Consider the following 20,867-nt stretch of genomic DNA (forward strand, 5'->3'; position numbering starts at 1 on the left):
TGTTCATTAGCGGAGATGAGAATCGTCTAGTTTTTCGATTGCCGGATATGCTTCGTACGTGACTCACATACAATATCTTTCGTTGACCCAATCTGCAATATAGCTGAACTTGAAATGGAAGTTACCGATATAGAATCTACGTTTATTTTAGGATTTTTATTAAAAAAATTTGTTGTCAACTGTTCATAAAAAACAGGCTGAGGAATCTCTTCTTCAAAAATGGGAAACTGCGAAAACTTTCCTTCTTCATCATAATAAATCTCTTGTTCCCGTTGAATAGCCAATACTTTTATCGATGGTGTAATTTGCATGGAATCGCCGATATTAAAAACCGAGCTAATTCCAACTGTATTAACATAGGCTCTATTTACATTTGAGAATCGACTAATCATTCTGGAGCCAGCGGCACAAACGGGCCAATGATAAGTGATTCAGGCGGTGTGTCAAATACGGAAGAAAGGGAAATGGTATTTGTATCCCCAATTAAAAAAACAGATGAACTTGATACACCAATTATACGAATGGAACCTACCTGTAAATCGTGATTTACCACAGTAAAATTCATTTGTGTCCCACACCTTTTATTTAAGAATCTTTAGGTAAATGCTGTAAAAAGTGCATAATTGAGTTCTCAACATCCTTTTTGACCTGCAAAAGGATTTCTTGTTTTTTATCTAAAAGAGAATCCTGCTCTGTTAATGGCTGGCTATTTATATAATAGTTGATTCGGCTTTCGATCTGTTTTCGGATGTCCTCAATGATATGCCTGCGGTGCGGTTCATCTAGACGCAGGTCAAATTGCTGCCCCGCTTGTTCAATAAAGCCGACACAATCTGTATTTAAAAATTGATTTATTTCCTCATTGCATTGTCGGAAAAGCTGTTCGCGCAGTTGTTGTTGTACTCCGTTTATGTTCATTCCTTTTTGTTGAACATCAAAATTATCGATTTGATCTGGAGTCATTGGATTTAATCCAATATTTAATGTACCATCAAGCTGTTCAACCTTTAATTGATCAAACTTATACTCAATTTTTTCAACGTTGGTAACAGGCTGACTCTTTATTTTTTCAACATCCTTTTTAAGCTCACGAATCATATGATTTAATTGGAGAATTCTTTGATCCTGATGCTGAATATATTGGTGAAGCTGCCAGATGTATTTGAATAGGTCGTTATTATGCAAGATCATCACCCACCTTTTCTTCATCGCACAAATTAAGGATAATTACTATATATGCAATAAGGCAAAGATGGGTGAATGCCCATTTATCACAATTTTTTACTATGATGCTGGTGATGTTAATGGAACTAGTGATGTTTCTGCAGAGGTTTCTGATACAACTCCAGTAGGTGTTTCTGTTTCAATAAGCGGTGCTGGTGAAGTAAAACCGCCTGTATTATAGAGGTTTGAAAGTGGTTTGATGATTCCGGCGCTGCCAATTTGCAAAACGGAGGAATTATTCACAGCATCCACCCGCAAATAATTAATACAAATGGTTTGATTGATATAAAAATTCAACGTCAACACTCCCTATAGATTTCCTGCACTCGGTTGATCGATTACATCATTGTCATACGTATTCGTAACAGAGTTTTGATTATAAATGTTAAGACCATCCCCGGTATTAAAGGAGCCAGCACCAGCAAAGGTTTTTACCTCACTATATGGGGAAATGGTAATCACATCGCCAATATGAACAATACCGCTCGTTCCGACACTATTTACCTTAAAGGCTCCTACAATAGCTGGCATATCGAACATCCTTTTTTATTTATTAAATAATGGCACAAAAATGCTTCATGTATTTTTTAGGCGCCATATTATACCTTATGATGGGGAAGGGAAATGGTGTGACAAATGCGGAAAAAAACGGTGTATGGGATTTATATTATAGGGTTATTCTTCAATTAAAATTCACGAATATTACCTTGGAGTGAATAATCCAATTTAATCATCTGTATGAACTATTAAAAAATTGAATAATATTAAGTTTTTTAAAGCATTTCTTATTACTTGAATGGTGAATGGGAAATGCTTTTTTATTAGTGCAAAGCAATAAAAACATCATAAAAATTAATAAAAATTTATTGAAAAACGATAAATGATATGCTAAATTCAAATTGACAATAAATAAGTGAGGTGCTTTTTATGAAATTAGTATCAACGCTCTTTTTAAAGATAGCTGTTATTCTTTTGGGATTACCAGTTCTTGCATTGTGCATCTTTTTGGTACCTGAGTTAGGGAGTGTTGCAGCAAAATTGCTTCCAGAGTTTGCTTTTATAAAATATCTCGTTTTCATCGTTTTTTATGCATCGGCGATCCCTTTTTACTTTGCTTTGTATCAGGCTTTCAAACTTTTACGCTATATTGATAAAAATGAAGCTTTTTCGCAAATTTCTGTAACTGCTTTAAAGAAAATCAAATACTGTGCAATGACAATCAGTTGTTTGCATGTTCTAGTCTTGCCGCTCTTTTATCTCTTTGCGGAAATAGACGATGCCCCAGGTGTCATCTTTGTTGGTTTGGTTGTTCCTTTTGCTTCAATGGTGATCGCAGTCTTCGCTGCAGTTCTTCAGAGACTTTTACAAGAAGCGATTGATATAAAATCAGAAAATGACTTAACAGTCTGAGGTGATGAACATGGCAATTATTATTAATATTGATGTGATGCTGGCTAAAAGGAAAATGAGCGTTACAGAGCTTTCGGAGAGAGTTGGAATAACGATGGCTAATCTTTCTATATTGAAAAATGGAAAGGCAAAGGCGATTCGACTGTCAACTTTAGAAGCAATTTGTAAGGCTTTAGACTGTCAACCCGGAGATATTTTGGAATACCGAAGTGATGAAGATACCCAAGAATAATAAAGTGGTAATAACCAACAGGGAAAGGAAAAAGGGAATTTTTTAATGAATCGAATTCAAAAGGGGAGTTATTCATGAATTTAACCATCCAAGGTGCTCAGAAAAAAACTTTAATGTTACGCATTATGGGAGCACTAAAGCAGCTCGTTCGTTTTGGGTGGGAGCAGGCCCTATCATGTTTGTTTCCTGTCGTTATTTTCGCTTCTTTGGCTTTTACACAAATCATCCCGCTTCCCTTTCTGCCACGGTATGACTGGCTGCTCCTCATCTGCCTTCTGATGCAGTGGTGGATGGTGCGTTCCGGGCTTGAAACACGGGATGAACTAAAGGTTATCACATTGTTCCACCTTATTGGTCTTGCTCTTGAACTTTTCAAGGTACATATGGGCTCCTGGTCATATCCAGAGGAAGGATATTTTAAAATTTTTGGTGTACCTTTGTACAGCGGATTCATGTATGCAAGTGTAGCGAGTTATCTTTGCCAGGCGTGGAGGAGGCTTAAAGTTGAACTTGTTAAGTGGCCGCCGTTTTTGGTCGTTGTACCTCTTGCAGCTGCGATTTATTTGAATTTTTTCACACACCATTATTGGATTGACGTCCGCTTTTGGTTATCCGGTCTTGTCATCATTGTTTTTTGGAAATCATGGGTCATATACGAGGTTAATGGAACTCGTTACCGTATGCCACTCGCACTTTCTTTTGTGCTCATAGGATTTTTTATATGGATAGCAGAAAATATAGCAACGTACTTTGGAGCTTGGGAATACCCAAACCAAACAGAGGCATGGAGTCTTGTTCATCTTGGGAAGGTGAGCTCATGGCTCTTATTAGTAATTGTTAGCTTTCTTATCGTAGCGACGTTAAAGCAGGTTAAGGGGAAAAATTCCACCAGGATAGATACTAGTCAAGTTTTATAACGGTCATGAACCTTCTTTTGTAGCTAAGCGCTTTGATATCCAGCTCCAGCGCCTAGTAGCCCCCCTCTAGGGTCTAGCAACTCATGAATTGAAGGCAAAGAACGCCTTCTATTCATGAGCGTCTTATTTGCCCAAGGCTGATCAAGGCGCTTGCGCTTTTCTTATTCTTTCATCATCAATTATGACCTTTACCTAAATTTTCTGTTTTTCTATTTTATCAATTGAGGGAGTGTTTATTTTTCTGTTATGATTTTCTTGCAAAGTTATAATATAATTTTTTAATCAACAGTATTTGCTTATATTGTTACATAAAATTTGAGACCTATCGGGATGAGTGATAATGAATAATCAAAAAACACCTCAAACAACTGAATCTAATTTTAAACGACTAGATCAGTCAGATCTTGCGCTGGTAGTTCGTTCCTTTTTGTCTACTTTAGATGTGAATGGAGAGACACGATTGCCGCAACGCGCTTATCTGGCCATTCGGCATTCTATTCGCAACCTTCAATTACCACCTGGACAGACTGTGCTAGAGAGGGAAATAGCGGAAATCCTCGGCATGAGCAGGACACCTGTGCGTGAGTCTCTAGTGCGGTTAGAAACGGAAGGATGGGTACGGCTTATACCACGTCGAGGTTTTATTGTTGCACCATTAGTAGCGGATGATCTTCAACAAATTTATGAGGTGGTGGAAGCGCTTGATGGTGTTGCAGGTAAACTTGCTACCGGTCGTGCTACCGACGAAGAGTTAAACCAACTTGAACGTATGATTGAAGAACAAGAAAAGGCATTAGAACAAAGCGATCTACTTGCATGGACAGACCTAGATGATCAATTTCATAATTACATTGTTGATTTAGCGCAAAATCCACGCCTTAGAGGTGTTGTGGACAGTCAGTCTGACCAACTCCATCGAGCACGCTTATACACAATAGAACATCGACCAAAGCCAACACGTTCAGTGATTGAACATAAGGCAATTCTAGCAGTCATGCGGGCAGGGGATCCTGAAGCTGTACGAACTATGTTACAATCTCATCGCTATAGAGCACGTAATGAAATTCTGGAGGCTCTTCGATCTATGCATCCATTCCCGGAAGAGAAACGGTAATGGAAGGAGACTTTTCCGCGGTGTAAGAATCTAGATTTATACTTAAAGTGTAAAAAAAGACTGTAGAGATTTCACAGAAATCAACTACAGCCTTTTTGTATTATTTTACATAGTTACAAAGCTTGCCGATCTGCTCAACTTCAACAACTACAATATCTCCAGACTTCATTGGACAACTCCCTGAAGGTGAGCCAGTAGCCAAAACATCTCCAGGCTCCAATGTCATAACCTGTGAAATCCAACTGATAAGGAAAGGAATTGAAAGGGACATCTGATTCGTATTCCCCTCTTGGACGACTTTCCCGTTTAAGGTTGTAACGATTTGTAAATTTGTTGGATCTATTCCTTTCACAATATACGGACCCAACGGACCAAAAGTATCAAAGCCTTTCCCGCGCGTAAACTGTGGATCAGTTTTCGTAAGATCTCTTGCAGTCACATCATTAAATATCGTACAGCCAAAAACATACTCCAATGCTTCATCTTCTTTAATATTTTTGCAGCGTTTTCCAATAACGAGTGCTACTTCCCCCTCCATTTCCACCTGATCGGTTAAATCACTTGAGGGAAGAACGATTTCCCCCTGATCTGGAATCATGGAAGAAGTCGGTTTTAAAAACAAAAACGGTTCTTGCGGATTTGCCTTTCCCCCAGTTTCTTTTGCGTGTTCAGCGTATGTCCAGCCAAAATTAACAATTTTTGATGGTACTACTGGCTCCAAAATCTTCACATCACTATATTTCACTCTTGAACCATCATATTTCAGTTCATCATTTGCAATTTCTGAAAAACTACTAGATAATTGTAAAATTTCGTCATCTTCAACAATTCCGTAATATATTTTGCCGTTATGTCGCTGATAGCGAACGATCGTTTTTATTTTTTGCAGTACCTGCATACCACACCATCTCCGTAACTTACTTGATAAATCTTACCTGTTCGCTGATTAACGCATATTGTTCTTCCTTCTTTTTATTAAACTCCACCTTATTTTCTTCAAATATGTTATTTCCTTCTGCATCAATTGAAACAATAAGAGGACCAAACTCATTTACTTCACATACCCAAAGAGATTCAGGCATTCCAAGGTCTTTCCAGTGCACTTCTCTGATTTGTTCAACCTTTGTTGCTGCATAAACAGCATTTCCGGCTGGAAAAACAAGATGCAACGCTTTGTGAGTCTTGCATCCTTCCTCAGTGTTCTTCCCCATTCCACCTTTTCCAACAATGAGTTTAACACCTGTTTCTTTAATAAACTCCTTTTCGAATTTTTCCATTCTCATACTCGTTGTTGGACCAACAGAAACGATCTCGTACTTTTCATTTCCAAGGTCTTTAACAATGGGACCAGCATGGAAAATCGCTTTCCCCTTAAGGTCAACAGGTAAAGGGATTTTTTCTTCAATGAGTCTTCTGTGGGCAACATCCCTGCAAGTAACCAGTGTACCAGTTAGGTAAATGATATCCCCAACTCGTATATCCTTCAGGTCTTCATCTTTTATCGGTGTTGTTAATACCTTCTTGCTCATAATGTTACCCCCTTGTGAGTATCAATTACATAGTTTAAATTACGATCAATAGTGATCTTTCCTCGTCTATGGGACCAGCAACCTGTATTGACTGCAACTCCAATCGTAGACGGATGTCTTGCTGTATTCACAACATTTACACCCATGACAGATTTAGATCCTTTAAGTCCCTGAGGTCCAAGGCCAATGGCGTTAATTCCATCTTCAAGAAGCTTTTCCATCTTAGCCGCATTTTCATTTTCATTCCGACTTCCAACAGGTCTCATAAGAGCTTTTTTAGAGTTCATAGCTGCTGTTTCAACCGAAGTGCCGACACCGACACCAACTAGAAGTGGAGGACAGGCGTTAATTCCATAACTTGTCATCCGATCAAGCACAAACTTTACCACACCTTCATAGCCCTCACCTGGCATAAGAACCGTAGCCACTCCAGGAAGGGTACATCCGCCCCCTGCCATATACGTATAGATTTCTACTTTGTCACTGTCTTCTTCAATCTCCCAGAAGATACTTGGTGAACCATCACCGATGTTCTTTCCTGTATTGTATTCATCAAATGTTTCTACAGAATTGTGTCGCAAAGGTGTTTCTTGAGTTGACTTATACACACTATTTTTCAGAATATTATCTAACTGGCCAATCAAAGGGAAGTTCTGTCCACACTTAACAAAAAACTGGAGAACACCTGTATCCTGACATGAAGGTCTCTTTAATTCATAAGCCAGCTTCTGGTTATCAAACATAGTTTTATAGATGATTTTTGCTAGTTTATTGTCTTCCTCTTCACTTAATTCTTTCAACTTATTTTCGACATCATCAGGAAGTTTATAGCTGACAAGAGATATAAACTTTGACATTAGATCAGTCATCTTTTCTTTTTGCTGCGTCTTATCAATCATTACACTCATAATAACTCTCCTTTTTATTTTTAATTTAGTTAGTTGAGAAATGAAAGAAAATTGGTAACCACCCAAAGCTCCTATTAGAATCGGCTATTATGCCCGGTTCCAACTTTATCGATTGCTTTTGCCTAAAGTGAGTAAACCTATTTCTCTAATCCTCTAGCATCCCATATACGTCTATTTTCTAAGTAATACACACAACCATAATGAGGAAATCGCTTTCAAAAGAGGATTTCCCGTATGATCTTGAGTTAAATGAGACAACACATGTAACCACATTTTTCTTTTCAAATTCCTTCTTCAGGGGGGAACAGCTAGATGCAAAACACGTACAGCTCCTACCACTCTCCACATCTCTTTTATTTGAATCAGGGTTAATGTGAATATCTTATGAACTAATTATTAAATAATGTATACATTACAGTCAATACTTTTCATGCATTTTAATGAAAATTATTTTTTGAATAAATACGATTGGATGCCTTTTAATATATAAAAACACATGTATTATTTGTTTTTTCTATAAATAATATAATGGTAGTGTTGGAAATAGTCTAAAAATTGTGTTGACATTAATGCATACATTAACATACAATCTAGTCAATTGGTATTTTATTGTTTAATTTTCTCACACCTTGAAATAAAGGAGTGATATTATTGAATGCGCTTTCAGCTGGGTTTTATCTGTGATCATTCTTAAGTTGATAATTTAAAGATTAGAAAAAATAAAGAAATGGAGGTGTAGGTAAAAAGAGATCATTTCAGCAAGATGCCTACCAATTTATTCTTCTGGATGACACGATTTGCTTTTTCGTATTATCATAAGGGATGAAAATCTTTGTATACGCTTCCATGTGAACCTCATTAAAAGTTGATCCTTCTGATAATGTTCCGGACACTTAACTATTTAAAATGACAAATAATTTGATTTCATAAATTATAGGGGGAGATGGTTTGTATGTTAACATTCCTAGCATTATTAATGATCATAGTATTTATAGTACTTCTTTCAAAAAATAAATTATCTGTATTCGGGGCATTAACAATTGTTCCATTTGTTTTTGGAGCAATTGCAACCTTTGTAACGGATGCTTCTTTTTTGGATCTCTTTGAATGGGTTAAAGAAGGTATTTTATTTAGTGTAGATGAAGAAACAGGAGAGGTTTCTACCGGAGTTATTTCACCTGCAATTGTTATTTTATTTGCGGTGTTGTATTTCGGTATAATGCTTAATGTCGGTTTGTTTGATCCTTTATGCGAATTCTTTATTAAAAAAGCAAAAGGTGACCCATTGAAAGTGACAATGGCAACAGTTTTAACTGCGACAGTAGTCACGATGAATGGTGATACGACTACAACGATTATTATTTGTGTTGCTGCTTTCCTTCAACTCTATAAACAAATGCATATTAAGTTAATTTATTTAGCAGTCATTATTGTTACCCCTATTGGAATTTTTAATCAGTTACCATGGGGAGGCCCAACAATTGCTGCAGCCACAGCGATGGGTGTAAGTATTGGCGAATTGTTTGCAGATCTACTGCCAGGAATGCTGGTTGCTGAAGTATTCGCCATTTTAATGGCTTATGTTATCGGAATCAAAGAAAGAAAACGTTTAAAGTATGATCCTAAGACTGCTAAGGATATTTCTCCAGAGCAAATGGAAAGCATGTTAAATGCTATTCGTCTTAAAGATCCTGAATTAAAGAGACCAACACTATTTGCTTTTAATTTAATTTTAACGCTTGCTATTTTAGTTATGCTTGTGATGGATGTTGCACATGGCGGTGTTTTATTTGGGATAGGTGCAGCAATTGCCCTTACGGTAAACTATAAGTCTGCAAGTCTTATTAATGAACGAATTGATGACTTAGCTGCAGATGCTTTGGCACCAGCTTTGGCAACCTTGGCTGCTGGGGTTTTCTCTGGTATTTTAATAGGTAGTGGGATGTCAACTGCTTTAGCCACATCTATTACAGCTATTATTCCAGAAACATTAGGCTCAAATATGGCGCCAATCTATGCGTTAATTGCAGCACCTGCCATTACATTTTTACCGCAAGATGCTTTCTACTTTGGGATTGCTGGCGTAATGGCGGATGTTATGGGGCAATATGGAATTTCTGCTAGCGAAGCGGCTGTCGCTTCCATGGTAGGACAGGCATTCCGTCTAATTTCACCAGTTATTCCAGCACTATATATGTTGGTTGATTCTACAGAGACAAACTTTGTCAACTTTCAAATAAAGTATGTAATGTATGCTTGGCCCATTATCTTTATCTATCTAGCTGTTTATACATTAACCGGAGCATTGCCGATTTAAAATAAAGTCCTTGATAAAAATTAGTCGTACTTTTCTATTGGAAAAAAACGATATCATGGAGTACAACTAGTTCAATTCTTTTGATTAGTCTAAGGCAGGATCATACATATTATCAGGAATAATATGTATGATCCTTATTTCTATTCGTGTAAAATAAAAGTGCAAAATATCTCCAACAGTTACATATGAGGTACACACATTTCTTTGCTAAATAAGTTATTTCCGTACCATAAAAAATAGTTTTTTAAACAATAATCCTTGGGAGGAGTTCGTTGATGATTGATGCACATATACATCTTGATCAATATCACTCTAATTTAGATGAGGCCATTTTAAGATGGCAGGAAAATGGAATCGAAGCTGTTGTAGCAGTTGCGTCAAACCTGCAATCAAGTTATGAGATATTGAAGCTTAAGCAACGCTTTCCTGAATTTGTCTATGCAGCAATCGGACATCATCCGGAAGCTCCCCCACCAGCAAGTATGGAATTAGCTGAACTCCTAGATCTGATAAAACAGGAACGGAAGCATTTATCTGCTATTGGGGAAATTGGGCTGCCGACTTATCAAAAAAAGGAGCTTTATGATCGGTATAAAGAAGAAGAATACATATCTGTACTAGAAGTTTTTTTGCAGATGGCGAAAGAGATAAAATTGCCAGTTGTTTTACATGCTGTGCATGAAGAAGCGAAAAAAGCATTAACCTGCTTAAAGAGGCAGCAAATTCCACACGCACATTTCCATTGGTTAAAGGCCCGGGAGGATGTAGTAAGTGATATTGTCTCAAGCGGATATTATGTTTCTGTTACACCAGAAGTTTGTTACCGGGAACGAGATCAGAAATTAGCTAGACAAATCCCGATGGATCAGCTTTTAATCGAAACAGATGGACCTTGGAAGTATCATGGCCCTTTTAAAGACAGAGAAACATCCCCATTATTATTAAAGGAAATCAGTGAGTGCTTATCGAATATTCTTACTATCCCGATTCACAGCTTAAGAGAAAAAGTAACAACAAACACAAAACGATTCTATACGGAGGGGACATATGAAATTCGTAACAGCGTCAATACATAATGAGCAGTTTATTGGAGCAGTATACGGTGATAAAATCATTGATTTAAAAAAAGCGGAAAAGGATATTTTTGAATTAACATCTTTCCCAAAATCCATGGTTGATTGTGTGGCATTAGGTGACAAGTTTGTTCAAAATGTAAAACAAATTGTTGATAAAATTGCAGGTAAAGACGGATCTGAAAGCTATCTTTACCCAATTGAAGATGTAAAACTGCTTTCCCCAATTCCAAGGCCAGCTAAAAATGTTTTTTGTGTAGGGAAAAACTACCGAGAACATGCAATCGAAATGGGAAGTGAGGCAGATGTACCGAAACATGTCATGTTGTTTTCAAAAGCACCAACTTCTGTCATTGGCCATGAAGATGAAATAGATCCGCATCTACATCTAACGAAAGAGCTTGATTATGAGGGAGAACTTGCGGTTGTAATTGGAAAAAAAGGCAAGCAAATTAATGAAGCAGAAGCAATGGATTATGTGTTTGGTTATACGATCGTAAATGATATTACGGCAAGAAATGTGCAAGCGCAGCATAAACAATTTTTGCTTGGCAAAAGCCTGGATACCTCTTGTCCGATCGGTCCTTATATCGTTCATAAATCTGCAATCGAAACCCCTTATGATTTAACAATTACAACAAAAGTAAATGATGAAGTAAGACAGGATGGCAATACAAAGGATATGATTTTTACGATTGAACATATTATTTCAACGATCTCACAAGGAACAACGCTTGAACCAGGTGATATTATTGCAACAGGAACACCTGCCGGGGTAGGGAAAGGATTTAACCCTCCTAAGTTTTTACAGCCTGGCGATCTAGTAGAGATTGAGATTGAAAAGATCGGGGTATTAAGAAATCGAATAATGAATTCCTAATGATGAAGGCAGGATTTCATAAAATAGACACAAGCAGACAATTCTTTGAACCAGTTTCATTAATATTTTTAGTGAATCATGCTAAAATAGGGTTGTTTGAACCTATTAAGGAGGAAAAAATATGACACATGCACATATTACGACATGGGTAATCGCCATTATCCTTTTCTTCGTAGCAAACTCACTATTAAAATCAGGAAAAGAAAAAGTAGTTCACATGGTTTTAAGACTGTTTTATATTTTAATCATTGTGACAGGTGTGCTTATTGCTTCAGGTATTCATCTATTTAGTGGAGAGTATATTGGTAAGATCATCTTAGGAATCGTAACGATCGGTATGATGGAAATGGTATTAGTTAAGGCGAAAAAAAGCCAGCCAAATAAAGTTTTTTGGATTATCTTCATTATTTCACTTATTCTAACAATTTTATTAGGTTTGCGTTTGCCATTAGGCTTTTCCCCATTAGGCTAATAAGTGATTAAGGAGGTGTTTCAAAACTTTATGCTTGAAACACCTTCTTTTTTATAACTTTCTACTTCAATATTAAACGAAATATGTTATAATAAAAATAAGTTAATAAATTGGTTTGAGATTCAGAGAGACCAAGACTGTGTTATAGCTTAAAAGGGCTATAATAAAGTCGTGGTCTCTCTTTTTTAGTGATAATTGGATATTTTTAACAATAAGGTCATTAATTATAGGAGGAAAAAAACGAAATGTCGATAAAATTCTCGGCTTTAAACAGAGTAGATCAATTAACAGAAATGATTAAGGATCAATATGACTTGTTAGTTATTGGCGGCGGTATTACAGGTGCCGGCATTGCATTAGATGCTTCACTTAGAGGGATGAAGGTAGCGGTAGTGGAAATGCAGGATTTTGCAGCGGGTACTTCGAGCCGATCAACAAAGCTTGTTCACGGAGGTCTCCGTTATTTAAAACAATTTCAAGTCGGTATGGTTGCTGAGGTTGGGAAAGAGCGGGCCATTGTTTATGAAAACGGTCCGCATGTAACAACACCTGAATGGATGTTATTACCGATTCATAAAGGCGGGACTTTTGGAAGATTTAGTACGTCAATTGGTCTTCGTGTCTACGACTTTTTAGCAGGTGTTAAAAAATCTGAACGCCGTTCTATGCTTTCAGCAACTGATACATTGCGTAAAGAGCCGCTTGTGAAAAAAGCAGGATTAAAAGGCGGCGGATATTATGTTGAATACCGGACAGATGATGCACGCTTAACCATCGAAACGATGAAAGCGGCTGTTGAAAATGGCGCACATGTTATCAATTATGCAAAAGCGGAAGAATTTCTATATGAAAATAAACAAATAACAGGTGTTGTTGTAAAAGATATGATGTCGAACAAGCTTTATGAAATAAAAGCAGCAAAGGTAGTAAATGCGGGCGGCCCTTGGGTTGATGAGATTCGGAAACATGATTATGCAAGAAATAATAAACAGCTTCGCTTGACAAAAGGTGTTCATCTAGTCATTGATCAGTCAAAATTCCCGCTTCGTCAAGCCGTTTATTTTGATACACCTGATGGACGGATGGTCTTTGCGATTCCGCGTGATGGTAAAACATATGTAGGTACAACAGATACGTTTTACGACAAGGATACGGCGAATCCGAAGATGCTTGCTGAGGACCGTGATTATATTTTAAAAGCGATCCATTTTATGTTCCCTGATGTCAAGGTAACAGAAAAGGATGTTGAATCAAGCTGGGCTGGTGTTCGACCATTAATTTATGAGGAAGGAAAGGATCCTTCTGAAATCTCCCGTAAGGATGAAATCTGGGAGGCTGAAAGCGGGCTGATTACCATCGCGGGCGGGAAGCTTACTGGCTACCGGAAAATGGCGGAGGCTGTAGTTGATCTTATTGCCAAACGTCTTCAAGAACAGGGGAAAGGATTCAAAGAAAGCCAAACAAAAACATACCCAATTTCAGGAGGAAATGTTGGCGGTTCTAAAGGGTTAGGGCCATTTATTGCAAAAAAAGCAATAGAAGCTCTTCAATCCGGATTCACAAAAGAAGAGGGACATCACTTAGCTGCTATGTATGGATCGAATGTTGATGAGCTTTTCCGTTACGGAAAACAGTATGACACAGTAGAAACGAAGCTATCACGCATCGTTTATGCACAGTTAATGTACGCGATTGAACAGGAAATGGCAACAAAGCCAGTGGATTTCTTTATTCGCCGTACAGGAGCCTTATTCTTTAACATTGATTGGGTTCGCAGCTGGAAGGATGAGGTCATTGCATTTATGGAAGAAAAGCTTGGTTGGACGAAGGAGCAAACGGCTGAATTTACAAGACAATTAGAACGAGAGCTAACGGATGCAGTTACGCCGGTCAATCAATAAATGAGTAAAGAGAGAGTAAAATGGGGGTGTCTCAAAAGGTTGAGACACCCCCATTCTCATGCTGTTAACATTATTTTTCTGCTACAGGCTGGTAAAGTCCTGGTATGCTATTTGCTGAGATAGCCAAACGGTTCCATCCGTTTATGGTGATGATGATCGTAACGAGATCGATATATTGTTTTTCATCAAAATGCTTGCGAACCCGTTGATACAGATCATCTGGTACCCCGTTTGCGGAAATGGTTGTAACGGCTTCCGTTAATTCTAACGCTGCCCTTTCCTCTTCAGAATAGAAGGGTGACTCCCGCCAAGCCGGTAAACAGTATATTCTTTGTTCTGTTTCACCAATTGCCCGGGCATCCTTTGTGTGCATATCCAAGCAGAAAGCACAGCCATTGATTTGAGACGCACGAATTTTCACTAATTCGATGAGTTTACTATCAAATCCTGTTGTTTTCTTGTAGTCCTCCAGTTGTCTCATTAATCTAAAGACTTCTCGATTTGTTTGCATGTAGTTAATACGTTGCTCCATGTAGATAACCTCCATTTAATTAATTTATGTTTCACTATTAAGACTAAATAGAGGTTTGATTTGTGACATTAAAAAAGCTCAAATTAGAGCTCTCGGTTTATTCTTTTTAAGGAATAGGGATATGCTTTAATTTATCAGGATTTCGGATAATAAAGATTCTCTGGATCGTTTTTTGTTGAGAATCTAATTCAAAGCAGATGACTTTGTCAGGATGTCCCTCTTTTACTTGCAAGATCCCTTTTTGACCATTTACGATCACTGGAAGAACTTCTCCTATGAAACTTCCTTTAGCTGTAACTCCTTTAAGAAAAGCAGATACACGCTGTTTGTTTACAATTGGATTTAATGCAGCAGGCACTTTTCCGCCACCATCGGATATAAGTACAACATCTTCTGTCAGAAGATCAATAAATTCCTCAAAGTTACCGGTAACCGATGCTTTTATAAATGACTCTGCTATAAGGTCAACCTGCCTAGTATTCTTCGGATGAACAGGCAGATCCGTATTTAATTTTTTCTTAGCTCGACTGTAGATTTTTCTGCAATTTACTTCTGACTTTTCCAGTATCTCAGCAATATCTCTATACTCATAAGAAAATGCTTCTCTAAGTACAAACACTGCTCTTTCAATTGGTGAAAGGTGATCCAGCAAAATGAGAAAAGCATATGACACTGTTTCATCTGTCAGCATTTTATCTAAAGGCTGTTCTGCTTGGTGCACCTGAGGCTCGGGTAACCAAGGCCCTGTATAAAGCTCTCTTCTTTTTCGAGCTGAATTTAAGAAAGTTAGACATCGGTTTGTTATCACTTTTGCGAGATAGGCTTTCAAGTCTTTAATTTGGTTGGTATCAGTCTTAAGCTGAAGGAATAAATCATGAACCATATCTTCTGCATCGGTAATGGATCCAAGCATCCGATATGCAATGGAAAAAAGGTACGGTTGATATGTTTTATATAATGTATCCAACTCCATCTTTGCTTCACCTATTTCTATTATATTTATCTTTTACAAAGAAAGTGAAAACCACCCTTTAGCTCAGCCAGGGTGGTTTCAATAGGTAAATCACTCATTTGCTTCCCTCTGAAACAGAGGATTTATGTTGTGCTAACGGTAGGGTGTTAGCAGCACCTTACCGTTCTTTTTATTTATACACATCTTCTATTAAAAAAGATAACATACTTTGTTAAAAAAATCACTTCAAATCCTTTATTTTCTCTTTTATCCCACTAGTAAGACACACCATGAAGGAGGGCAAAACTTAAGGGATTTTATATGTTAGCCTGAAAAGACGTTAATAATGCTACAAATCCAGTAAATTGTGGTCGCATAACCATGAGTGGACACAATCAATAAATTTTTTGGTGGCAGGAGACATATTTGGTTTTGTAGCGATGCCTATAAAACGAAAAGACTCGTTTTCCAAATTAAGAATACGAATGTTTTTGGGAATATGGGATAAAGTCATCTCAGGCCGTATGCTGATACCTAAATTATTTTGGACCATAGCAATGATCGCTTGGTCATCTGATACCTCGTACTTCACATTTGGCTTTATATTGTTTTCTCTGAAAATTTGTTTAATCTCATGGTCCCAACCTTCCTTAGGCATAATCAAGGGTTCTTCTTGTATTTGTTTGAAGGAAATACTATCTAGTTTATGAAGTGGATGTTGATCTGATAGAATACAAAGCATTTTATCTTTTTTTAAAGGGAGAAATTCAAGTGATTTGGTTATAGGTAAAGTGAGAAAACCACAGTCAATTACCCCGTTTAAAATCCACTGTTCTAACGTAGAATAATCGCCTTCATACAATTTTAGAACAATTCCTGAATGATTATGCTCAAATTGTTTTATTATATGGGGTAACCATTGTGTAGCAACACTAGTAAATGTACCGATTCTCACTATCCCCACTTCCAAACCGTTTATTGCTGCCGCCTCTTGTTTCATTCTATCATTTAAGGTCAGGATTTCACGAATATATGTAAGCATACGCTCCCCATTACTTGTTAAATAAATACCAGATCGCCCTCTGGTTAGTAAAGAAAAGCCAAATTCAGTTTCAAGACTATTAATGGCATGACTGATACCTGATTGCGTTAAGTTTAACATTTCTCCGGCTTTTGTTAGACTCCCCGTTTCGACTACAGCGTGAAAGACCTCAAATCGACTAATTGTCATCTTATTCTCCTTCGAACATTAGTTTTTTTCATACATAATATTATAAATATTCATTTTACTCATGGAAAGTCTTTCGTTTATACTGAAAATAACTTATCTACATTCCAATTAAGAATCGAAAATAGTATTTGCCGGTTGAAAAAGTGTTCTAGTGGAAGCTGCATAAGGCTTCGGTGCGATAGTACGGTATTATAAGTGGTGTGTCGAAAATCTATGCCAACTATTTATTAAGAAGTAATTCAAGAAAACAATAAGTTATTTCAGAATAATTGAAAACGCTTCAAAAATAAATAAGGGTAACTGCTATTTGATTTTTATTTTTTAACCGCTTACATTTTTTGAGCCTTAAAAAAACATTTGATTTAAAAGGTTTAATCTTATTGTTTTCCTCCTAAAATGTAATTTTGAAAATAATGTGTAAGGATATGTAACATCGTTATTGAAGGGGGAGATAGATTTATGAATATAATAATTGGTGTATTGAATGGGATATTTACGCTAGTTGTTAATTATTAGAATATCATTTTAAATCTGAGTAAGAAATTAAAGGAATCTATTTAATTAACAAAGAGTATTGATTGGTCCATTGTAATTAACAAGTTATTAAAGTTTTCCAAAACCTAGGCAGGGGAGGAAGTTGTTAATGAACTTTGAAGTTAAATTATCGGTGCACGAAATTTTACAGAATAAGCATTTTGAGCATGCAAAAGTAATAGCGGGGAAAGCTGGCCTTTATAGGCTCGTTCGATGGGTCCATGTTATGGAAGTAACCTCAATTGAAAATCTTATAAATGGAAATGAGCTTATCCTTTCTACAGGGATTGGATGGAAAGGAGATAAAGAGGTTTTTGGTTCATTAGTTAAACAGTCTATTAATTCCAATGCAGCTGGGCTTTGTATTGAATTAGGATCGTATGTATCTAAAATACCACAAGAAATTATAGAATTAGCGGACGCCCATGAATTTCCATTAATTGTTTTTACAAAGGAAGTACGGTTTATTGATATTACACAAGAGATACATAGTCTCTTGATTAAAAAGCACTATCAAATCCTTTCAGATCTAGAAGAATATTCGAATAGATTAAATCAATTACTTCTTTCCTCTAATCCACAGCAAAAAATCTTGCAACTTTTACATGATCATTTAAAAATGACAGTTTTTTATATTTCAAACCAAGGGAAAGTTCAAGTTATCTCAAAAAAATCACCAGAAGAACAAGATAAATTAGTTCAACTTTTGAAAGGTAATAAGATACCTAGACTTATGAATGTTGCTCATCAATCTGTGCAAGCATTGAATCAGACTTTTGCTGATCTGTTCATCATTTCGGAAGCCGAGGCCATTACAGAGTTTGAATCTCTAGTATTAGACCGTAGTGCTATAGCATTAGCTCAAAGCCTTTTACGCGAATTATACATTGAAGAACAAAGAAAGGCGAAAGAAGCGGAATGGGTTAGTTGTTGGCTTGAAGGAGGTCATAGTAATGAACAAATTCACAGATACCTTTCGGAGCTTGAACCAAATCTCAAGCCAAATGGATGTACTGTTTTAATCTGTAAAGCCGATAATCTAGATAAAATTATTTCAGAATTCACTTATTTAAAAGTATATTTTCGCTCTATTTTTGAACAACGAGGTATCTTTCTGTTATCTTATGTACAAAAAAATCAATTGGTTTTTGTGCTACTCAATAAGTGGAAAACGGATGATTTGAAGCGCAGGGTGCAAGAAGGAATAGATTGCTTAAAAAAGTCCGACTTTATCAAAAAACAGAAATTTTCCCAACTTAAATTTAGTGTAGGAAAATTTGTCAATGATTTAAGTCATGTTAAAAATAGTTTTCATACAGCAAAAGAAACATTGAATATTCGAGAAAAAATGCCGAATGAATTAAGTAATTATTTTTATGAGGATTTATATATTTTCCGATTAGTGTTAGCAGCTAATGAACAAGGAATTCTTTGTGAATTCATCTCCGATTATTTAGGACCTGTATTATTACATGATCAACAGAATAATGGAGAGTTACTAAAAACATTAAAAGTCTATTTGCAATGTAAGGGGGCCAAAAAAGAAACAGCTGAACAACTTCATATTGTTCGACAAACACTTTATCATCGACTTGACAAATTGTATGAACTAATTGGAAGGGACTTCATGGATCCTTATAAGCGTCAAGCAATTGAAGTTGCGATATCTGCATATGAATATACCTCTGCGTCTAAGTCACCATATGAATATGCTTCTATAACTAAGTCATCATAACTTGTAGTGAAACCCTAAATCTGGGTTTCTTTTTTTATAGTTTATGAAAGTATAAAATTTTGTACTTAGTTTTAGTGTCTAGCTCCAAGCGCCAGCGGCGAAGCACAGGACGTGCAAGTGCAGTTAAGAGATAAGGCCGTCGCGATTTTAACTGCCTTTAGGGTCTAGTCAAATAGGAATTGAAGGTAAAGAACACCTACTATTCCTGTTCGCCTTATGCTTGTCGCCGAATGCTAAGCGCCTTGCGCTTTTCTTATATAAAGACAACTTGTCAATAGTTTCAAAGGTTATCACTCATAATGTAGAAAAAAAATGCGGAATATTTTACACATTGTCTAATGATAGGGGTATTTATGACAAATATAATTAGCTCAAAGGATTGATATACTTTCAAAAATCGGAGGTTTTACAATGGAGCTAACACAAACTGTCCAAACATTAAAAAACTTTATCGGTGGACAATGGATAGAATCTACAGGTAATCAAATTGAAGAAGTACCAAATCCAGCAACAGGAGAGATAATAGCTCGTGTGCCAATTTCCACTCGGGAAGATTTAGATAACGCAGTTGCCGTTGCTAAAGAAGCATTCAAAAAGTGGAGAAAAGTCTCTGTACCTAAACGAGCTCGAATTTTATTTCGCTATCAACAACTATTAGTTGAAAATTGGGACCAATTGGCAACTCTAGTTACATTAGAAAATGGAAAGAGTTACAACGAAGCATATGGGGAAGTTCTTCGAGGGATTGAATGTGTTGAATTTGCTGCGGGTGTACCAACTTTAATGATGGGACAGCAGCTTCCGGATATAGCTACTGAAGTTGAATCGGGTATGTATCGTTACCCGATTGGAGTAATTGGAGGAATCACACCGTTTAATTTTCCGATGATGGTTCCATGCTGGATGTTCCCGCTCGCAATTGCATGTGGAAACACGTTTGTATTAAAACCATCCGAAAGAACACCTTTGTTGGCTAATCGCTTAGCTGAATTGTTTAAAGAAGCTGGCCTTCCAGATGGTGTATTAAATATTGTGCATGGTGCACATGACGTTGTAAATGGCATTTTAGATAATGAGGATGTGAAAACGGTATCCTTCGTTGGTTCTCAACCTGTGGCTGAGTATGTATATAAAACAGCAGCGGCTAATGGCAAACGTGTTCAGGCTCTTGCTGGAGCAAAAAATCATTCAATCGTCATGCCGGATGCAGATTTAGACAATGCTGTAAACAATATTATCGGTGCTGCATTTGGCTCTGCAGGTGAGCGTTGTATGGCAGCTTCCGTTGTGGTTGCAGTTGGAGACGTTGCAGATGAATTAGTAAGTCGACTTAAAAAAGCTGCCGATGGAATTAAAATAGGAAATGGTATGGATGAAGGCGTATTCCTTGGGCCAGTCATTCGGGAGTCACATAAAAAACGTACCATTAATTATATTGAAAATGGTAAAAATGAGGGCGCTTCTCTTATCCGGGATGGAAGAAATGATGCAAAGAATGAGCAAGGATACTTTATTGGCCCTACGATTTTTGATCACGTACAAACGGATATGAAAATTTGGCAAGATGAAATTTTTGCCCCGGTGTTATCGATTGTTCGAGTGGAAACTTTAGAGGAAGCAATTGAACTTACAAATAAGTCTGAATTCGCAAATGGTGCATGTTTATATACTGACAGTGCTAAAGCCATTCGTGAATTCCGTGAAGAAATTGATGCAGGTATGCTTGGTGTGAATCTTGGAGTTCCTGCTCCCATGGCATTCTTCCCATTCTCAGGCTATAAGAAATCCTTCTATGGTGACCTCCATGCCAATGGAAAAGATGGGGTAGAATTCTATACTCGTAAAAAAATGCTTACAGCTCGATATTGAAGAAAAGGTGTATCACCATAAAAGGAGAGAATGGAGT

The 20,867-nt window shown here is 36.9% G+C and carries 22 protein-coding genes; 11 read left to right on the forward strand and 11 right to left on the reverse strand.

The features are described from left to right. Positions 1–26: 26 nt before the first annotated feature. The 5 genes from ACSVDH_RS05510 to ACSVDH_RS05530 form a co-directional block, all read right to left on the reverse strand. Entirely contained in the window at positions 27–392 is a 366-nt protein-coding gene (locus ACSVDH_RS05510; protein WP_439248766.1) for a spore germination protein GerPE, read from the reverse strand. Beyond that, a complete protein-coding gene (locus ACSVDH_RS05515) occupies positions 389–565 on the reverse strand; it encodes a spore germination protein GerPD (RefSeq protein ID WP_299091824.1) in 177 nt (58 codons plus the stop codon). Before ACSVDH_RS05515 ends, ACSVDH_RS05510 begins: the two co-directional genes overlap by 4 nt. A 20-nt stretch (positions 566–585) precedes the next feature. Beyond that, positions 586–1,185, reverse strand: coding sequence for a spore germination protein GerPC (gene gerPC / locus ACSVDH_RS05520; RefSeq protein ID WP_439248767.1), 600 nt, complete (start codon positions 1,183–1,185; stop codon positions 586–588). Positions 1,186–1,284: 99 nt separating this feature from the next. After that, positions 1,285–1,521, reverse strand: coding sequence for a spore germination protein GerPB (locus ACSVDH_RS05525; protein ID WP_299091820.1), 237 nt, complete (start codon positions 1,519–1,521; stop codon positions 1,285–1,287). Between the two features lie 12 nt (positions 1,522–1,533). After that, a complete protein-coding gene (locus tag ACSVDH_RS05530; RefSeq protein WP_299091818.1) occupies positions 1,534–1,755 on the reverse strand; it encodes a spore germination protein in 222 nt (73 codons plus the stop codon). A gap of 396 nt (positions 1,756–2,151) precedes the next feature. On the opposite strand from ACSVDH_RS05530, the gene ACSVDH_RS05535 reads away from it, so the two are divergent. The 4 genes from ACSVDH_RS05535 to ACSVDH_RS05550 all read left to right on the forward strand — a co-directional run bounded on the left by ACSVDH_RS05535 (position 2,152) and on the right by ACSVDH_RS05550 (position 4,897). Next, positions 2,152–2,634, forward strand: a complete 483-nt coding sequence (locus ACSVDH_RS05535; protein WP_439248768.1) for a DUF2975 domain-containing protein — start codon at positions 2,152–2,154, stop codon at positions 2,632–2,634. A gap of 10 nt (positions 2,635–2,644) precedes the next feature. Then, positions 2,645–2,866: a helix-turn-helix domain-containing protein gene (locus ACSVDH_RS05540; protein ID WP_439248769.1), complete on the forward strand. Its 222-nt coding sequence runs from the start codon at positions 2,645–2,647 to the stop codon at positions 2,864–2,866. 125 nt (positions 2,867–2,991) lie between these two features. Next, positions 2,992–3,783 (forward strand): DUF817 domain-containing protein, encoded by a 792-nt coding sequence (locus ACSVDH_RS05545; RefSeq protein WP_439249139.1) that lies wholly within the window; start codon positions 2,992–2,994, stop codon positions 3,781–3,783. 340 nt (positions 3,784–4,123) lie between these two features. Beyond that, positions 4,124–4,897: a GntR family transcriptional regulator gene (locus tag ACSVDH_RS05550; protein ID WP_439248770.1), complete on the forward strand. Its 774-nt coding sequence runs from the start codon at positions 4,124–4,126 to the stop codon at positions 4,895–4,897. Positions 4,898–4,997: 100 nt separating this feature from the next. On the opposite strand, the gene ACSVDH_RS05555 is transcribed toward ACSVDH_RS05550, so the two are convergent. The 3 genes from ACSVDH_RS05555 to ttdA are packed head-to-tail and all read right to left on the reverse strand — an operon-like array spanning position 4,998 to position 7,334. Continuing rightward, complete coding sequence (locus tag ACSVDH_RS05555) at positions 4,998–5,795, reverse strand: fumarylacetoacetate hydrolase family protein (RefSeq protein ID WP_439248771.1); 798 nt, start codon at positions 5,793–5,795, stop codon at positions 4,998–5,000. A gap of 19 nt (positions 5,796–5,814) precedes the next feature. After that, positions 5,815–6,426 (reverse strand): L(+)-tartrate dehydratase subunit beta, encoded by a 612-nt coding sequence (ttdB, locus tag ACSVDH_RS05560; RefSeq protein ID WP_439248772.1) that lies wholly within the window; start codon positions 6,424–6,426, stop codon positions 5,815–5,817. Next, the gene (gene ttdA / locus ACSVDH_RS05565; RefSeq protein ID WP_439248773.1) at positions 6,423–7,334 is read right to left on the reverse strand and encodes a L(+)-tartrate dehydratase subunit alpha; all 912 of its coding nucleotides are present in this window, start codon (positions 7,332–7,334) and stop codon (positions 6,423–6,425) included. The genes ttdB and ttdA overlap by 4 nt, the downstream gene beginning before the upstream one ends. Before the next feature lie 952 nt (positions 7,335–8,286). Between ttdA and ACSVDH_RS05570 the strand changes: the two genes are divergently transcribed. The 5 genes from ACSVDH_RS05570 to ACSVDH_RS05590 all read left to right on the forward strand — a co-directional run bounded on the left by ACSVDH_RS05570 (position 8,287) and on the right by ACSVDH_RS05590 (position 13,977). Further along, positions 8,287–9,651: a citrate:proton symporter gene (locus ACSVDH_RS05570; protein ID WP_439248774.1), complete on the forward strand. Its 1,365-nt coding sequence runs from the start codon at positions 8,287–8,289 to the stop codon at positions 9,649–9,651. 275 nt (positions 9,652–9,926) lie between these two features. Next, positions 9,927–10,727: a TatD family hydrolase gene (locus ACSVDH_RS05575; RefSeq protein WP_439248775.1), complete on the forward strand. Its 801-nt coding sequence runs from the start codon at positions 9,927–9,929 to the stop codon at positions 10,725–10,727. Next, complete coding sequence (locus ACSVDH_RS05580) at positions 10,699–11,604, forward strand: fumarylacetoacetate hydrolase family protein (RefSeq protein WP_439248776.1); 906 nt, start codon at positions 10,699–10,701, stop codon at positions 11,602–11,604. Before ACSVDH_RS05575 ends, ACSVDH_RS05580 begins: the two co-directional genes overlap by 29 nt. Before the next feature lie 121 nt (positions 11,605–11,725). After that, positions 11,726–12,076: a YisL family protein gene (locus ACSVDH_RS05585; RefSeq protein WP_439248777.1), complete on the forward strand. Its 351-nt coding sequence runs from the start codon at positions 11,726–11,728 to the stop codon at positions 12,074–12,076. A 245-nt stretch (positions 12,077–12,321) separates the two neighbouring features. Continuing rightward, positions 12,322–13,977, forward strand: a complete 1,656-nt coding sequence (locus tag ACSVDH_RS05590; RefSeq protein WP_439248778.1) for a glycerol-3-phosphate dehydrogenase/oxidase — start codon at positions 12,322–12,324, stop codon at positions 13,975–13,977. Between the two features lie 70 nt (positions 13,978–14,047). Here the strand turns inward: ACSVDH_RS05590 and ACSVDH_RS05595 are convergent, their stop codons facing one another. The 3 genes from ACSVDH_RS05595 to ACSVDH_RS05605 form a co-directional block, all read right to left on the reverse strand. Next, on the reverse strand, positions 14,048–14,509 hold the full coding sequence (locus ACSVDH_RS05595; RefSeq protein ID WP_439248779.1) for a carboxymuconolactone decarboxylase family protein: 462 nt from the start codon (positions 14,507–14,509) through the stop codon (positions 14,048–14,050). A gap of 106 nt (positions 14,510–14,615) precedes the next feature. Further along, positions 14,616–15,482 carry an RNA polymerase sigma-70 factor gene (locus tag ACSVDH_RS05600; protein ID WP_439248780.1) on the reverse strand — a complete coding sequence of 289 codons (867 nt, stop codon included), beginning with the start codon at positions 15,480–15,482 and terminating at the stop codon, positions 14,616–14,618. A 328-nt stretch (positions 15,483–15,810) separates the two neighbouring features. Beyond that, complete coding sequence (locus tag ACSVDH_RS05605; RefSeq protein ID WP_439248781.1) at positions 15,811–16,692, reverse strand: LysR family transcriptional regulator; 882 nt, start codon at positions 16,690–16,692, stop codon at positions 15,811–15,813. Between the two features lie 643 nt (positions 16,693–17,335). Between ACSVDH_RS05605 and ACSVDH_RS05610 the strand changes: the two genes are divergently transcribed. After that, the gene (locus tag ACSVDH_RS05610; protein WP_439248782.1) at positions 17,336–18,961 is read left to right on the forward strand and encodes a PucR family transcriptional regulator; all 1,626 of its coding nucleotides are present in this window, start codon (positions 17,336–17,338) and stop codon (positions 18,959–18,961) included. A gap of 411 nt (positions 18,962–19,372) precedes the next feature. After that, entirely contained in the window at positions 19,373–20,830 is a 1,458-nt protein-coding gene (locus tag ACSVDH_RS05615; protein WP_439248783.1) for a CoA-acylating methylmalonate-semialdehyde dehydrogenase, read from the forward strand. The last annotated feature ends 37 nt before the right edge of the window (positions 20,831–20,867 follow it).

It is taken from the genome of Metabacillus sp. Hm71 (assembly GCF_051842955.2).
In the GTDB taxonomy this organism is placed as follows: domain Bacteria; phylum Bacillota; class Bacilli; order Bacillales; family Bacillaceae; genus Metabacillus.

Bases quoted from the DNA above. Each gene is read 5' to 3' on its own strand.
- ACSVDH_RS05535 (WP_439248768.1), top strand. From the start codon at position 2,152: ATGAAATTAGTATCAACGCTCTTTTTAAAGATAGCTGTTATTCTTTTG.
- ACSVDH_RS05545 (WP_439249139.1), top strand. From the start codon at position 2,992: ATGGGAGCACTAAAGCAGCTCGTTCGTTTTGGGTGGGAGCAGGCCCTA.
- ACSVDH_RS05550 (WP_439248770.1), top strand. From the start codon at position 4,124: ATGAATAATCAAAAAACACCTCAAACAACTGAATCTAATTTTAAACGA.
- ACSVDH_RS05555 (WP_439248771.1), bottom strand. From the start codon at position 5,795: ATGCAGGTACTGCAAAAAATAAAAACGATCGTTCGCTATCAGCGACAT.
- ACSVDH_RS05570 (WP_439248774.1), top strand. From the start codon at position 8,287: ATGTTAACATTCCTAGCATTATTAATGATCATAGTATTTATAGTACTT.
- ACSVDH_RS05515 (WP_299091824.1), bottom strand. From the start codon at position 565: ATGAATTTTACTGTGGTAAATCACGATTTACAGGTAGGTTCCATTCGT.
- ACSVDH_RS05575 (WP_439248775.1), top strand. From the start codon at position 9,927: ATGATTGATGCACATATACATCTTGATCAATATCACTCTAATTTAGAT.
- ttdB (WP_439248772.1), bottom strand. From the start codon at position 6,426: ATGAGCAAGAAGGTATTAACAACACCGATAAAAGATGAAGACCTGAAG.
- ACSVDH_RS05530 (WP_299091818.1), bottom strand. From the start codon at position 1,755: ATGCCAGCTATTGTAGGAGCCTTTAAGGTAAATAGTGTCGGAACGAGC.
- ACSVDH_RS05595 (WP_439248779.1), bottom strand. From the start codon at position 14,509: ATGGAGCAACGTATTAACTACATGCAAACAAATCGAGAAGTCTTTAGA.
- ACSVDH_RS05605 (WP_439248781.1), bottom strand. From the start codon at position 16,692: ATGACAATTAGTCGATTTGAGGTCTTTCACGCTGTAGTCGAAACGGGG.
- ACSVDH_RS05540 (WP_439248769.1), top strand. From the start codon at position 2,645: ATGGCAATTATTATTAATATTGATGTGATGCTGGCTAAAAGGAAAATG.
- ACSVDH_RS05510 (WP_439248766.1), bottom strand. From the start codon at position 392: ATGATTAGTCGATTCTCAAATGTAAATAGAGCCTATGTTAATACAGTT.
- ACSVDH_RS05590 (WP_439248778.1), top strand. From the start codon at position 12,322: ATGTCGATAAAATTCTCGGCTTTAAACAGAGTAGATCAATTAACAGAA.
- ACSVDH_RS05600 (WP_439248780.1), bottom strand. From the start codon at position 15,482: ATGGAGTTGGATACATTATATAAAACATATCAACCGTACCTTTTTTCC.
- ACSVDH_RS05615 (WP_439248783.1), top strand. From the start codon at position 19,373: ATGGAGCTAACACAAACTGTCCAAACATTAAAAAACTTTATCGGTGGA.
- ACSVDH_RS05585 (WP_439248777.1), top strand. From the start codon at position 11,726: ATGACACATGCACATATTACGACATGGGTAATCGCCATTATCCTTTTC.
- ACSVDH_RS05610 (WP_439248782.1), top strand. From the start codon at position 17,336: ATGAACTTTGAAGTTAAATTATCGGTGCACGAAATTTTACAGAATAAG.
- ttdA (WP_439248773.1), bottom strand. From the start codon at position 7,334: ATGAGTGTAATGATTGATAAGACGCAGCAAAAAGAAAAGATGACTGAT.
- ACSVDH_RS05580 (WP_439248776.1), top strand. From the start codon at position 10,699: ATGAAATTCGTAACAGCGTCAATACATAATGAGCAGTTTATTGGAGCA.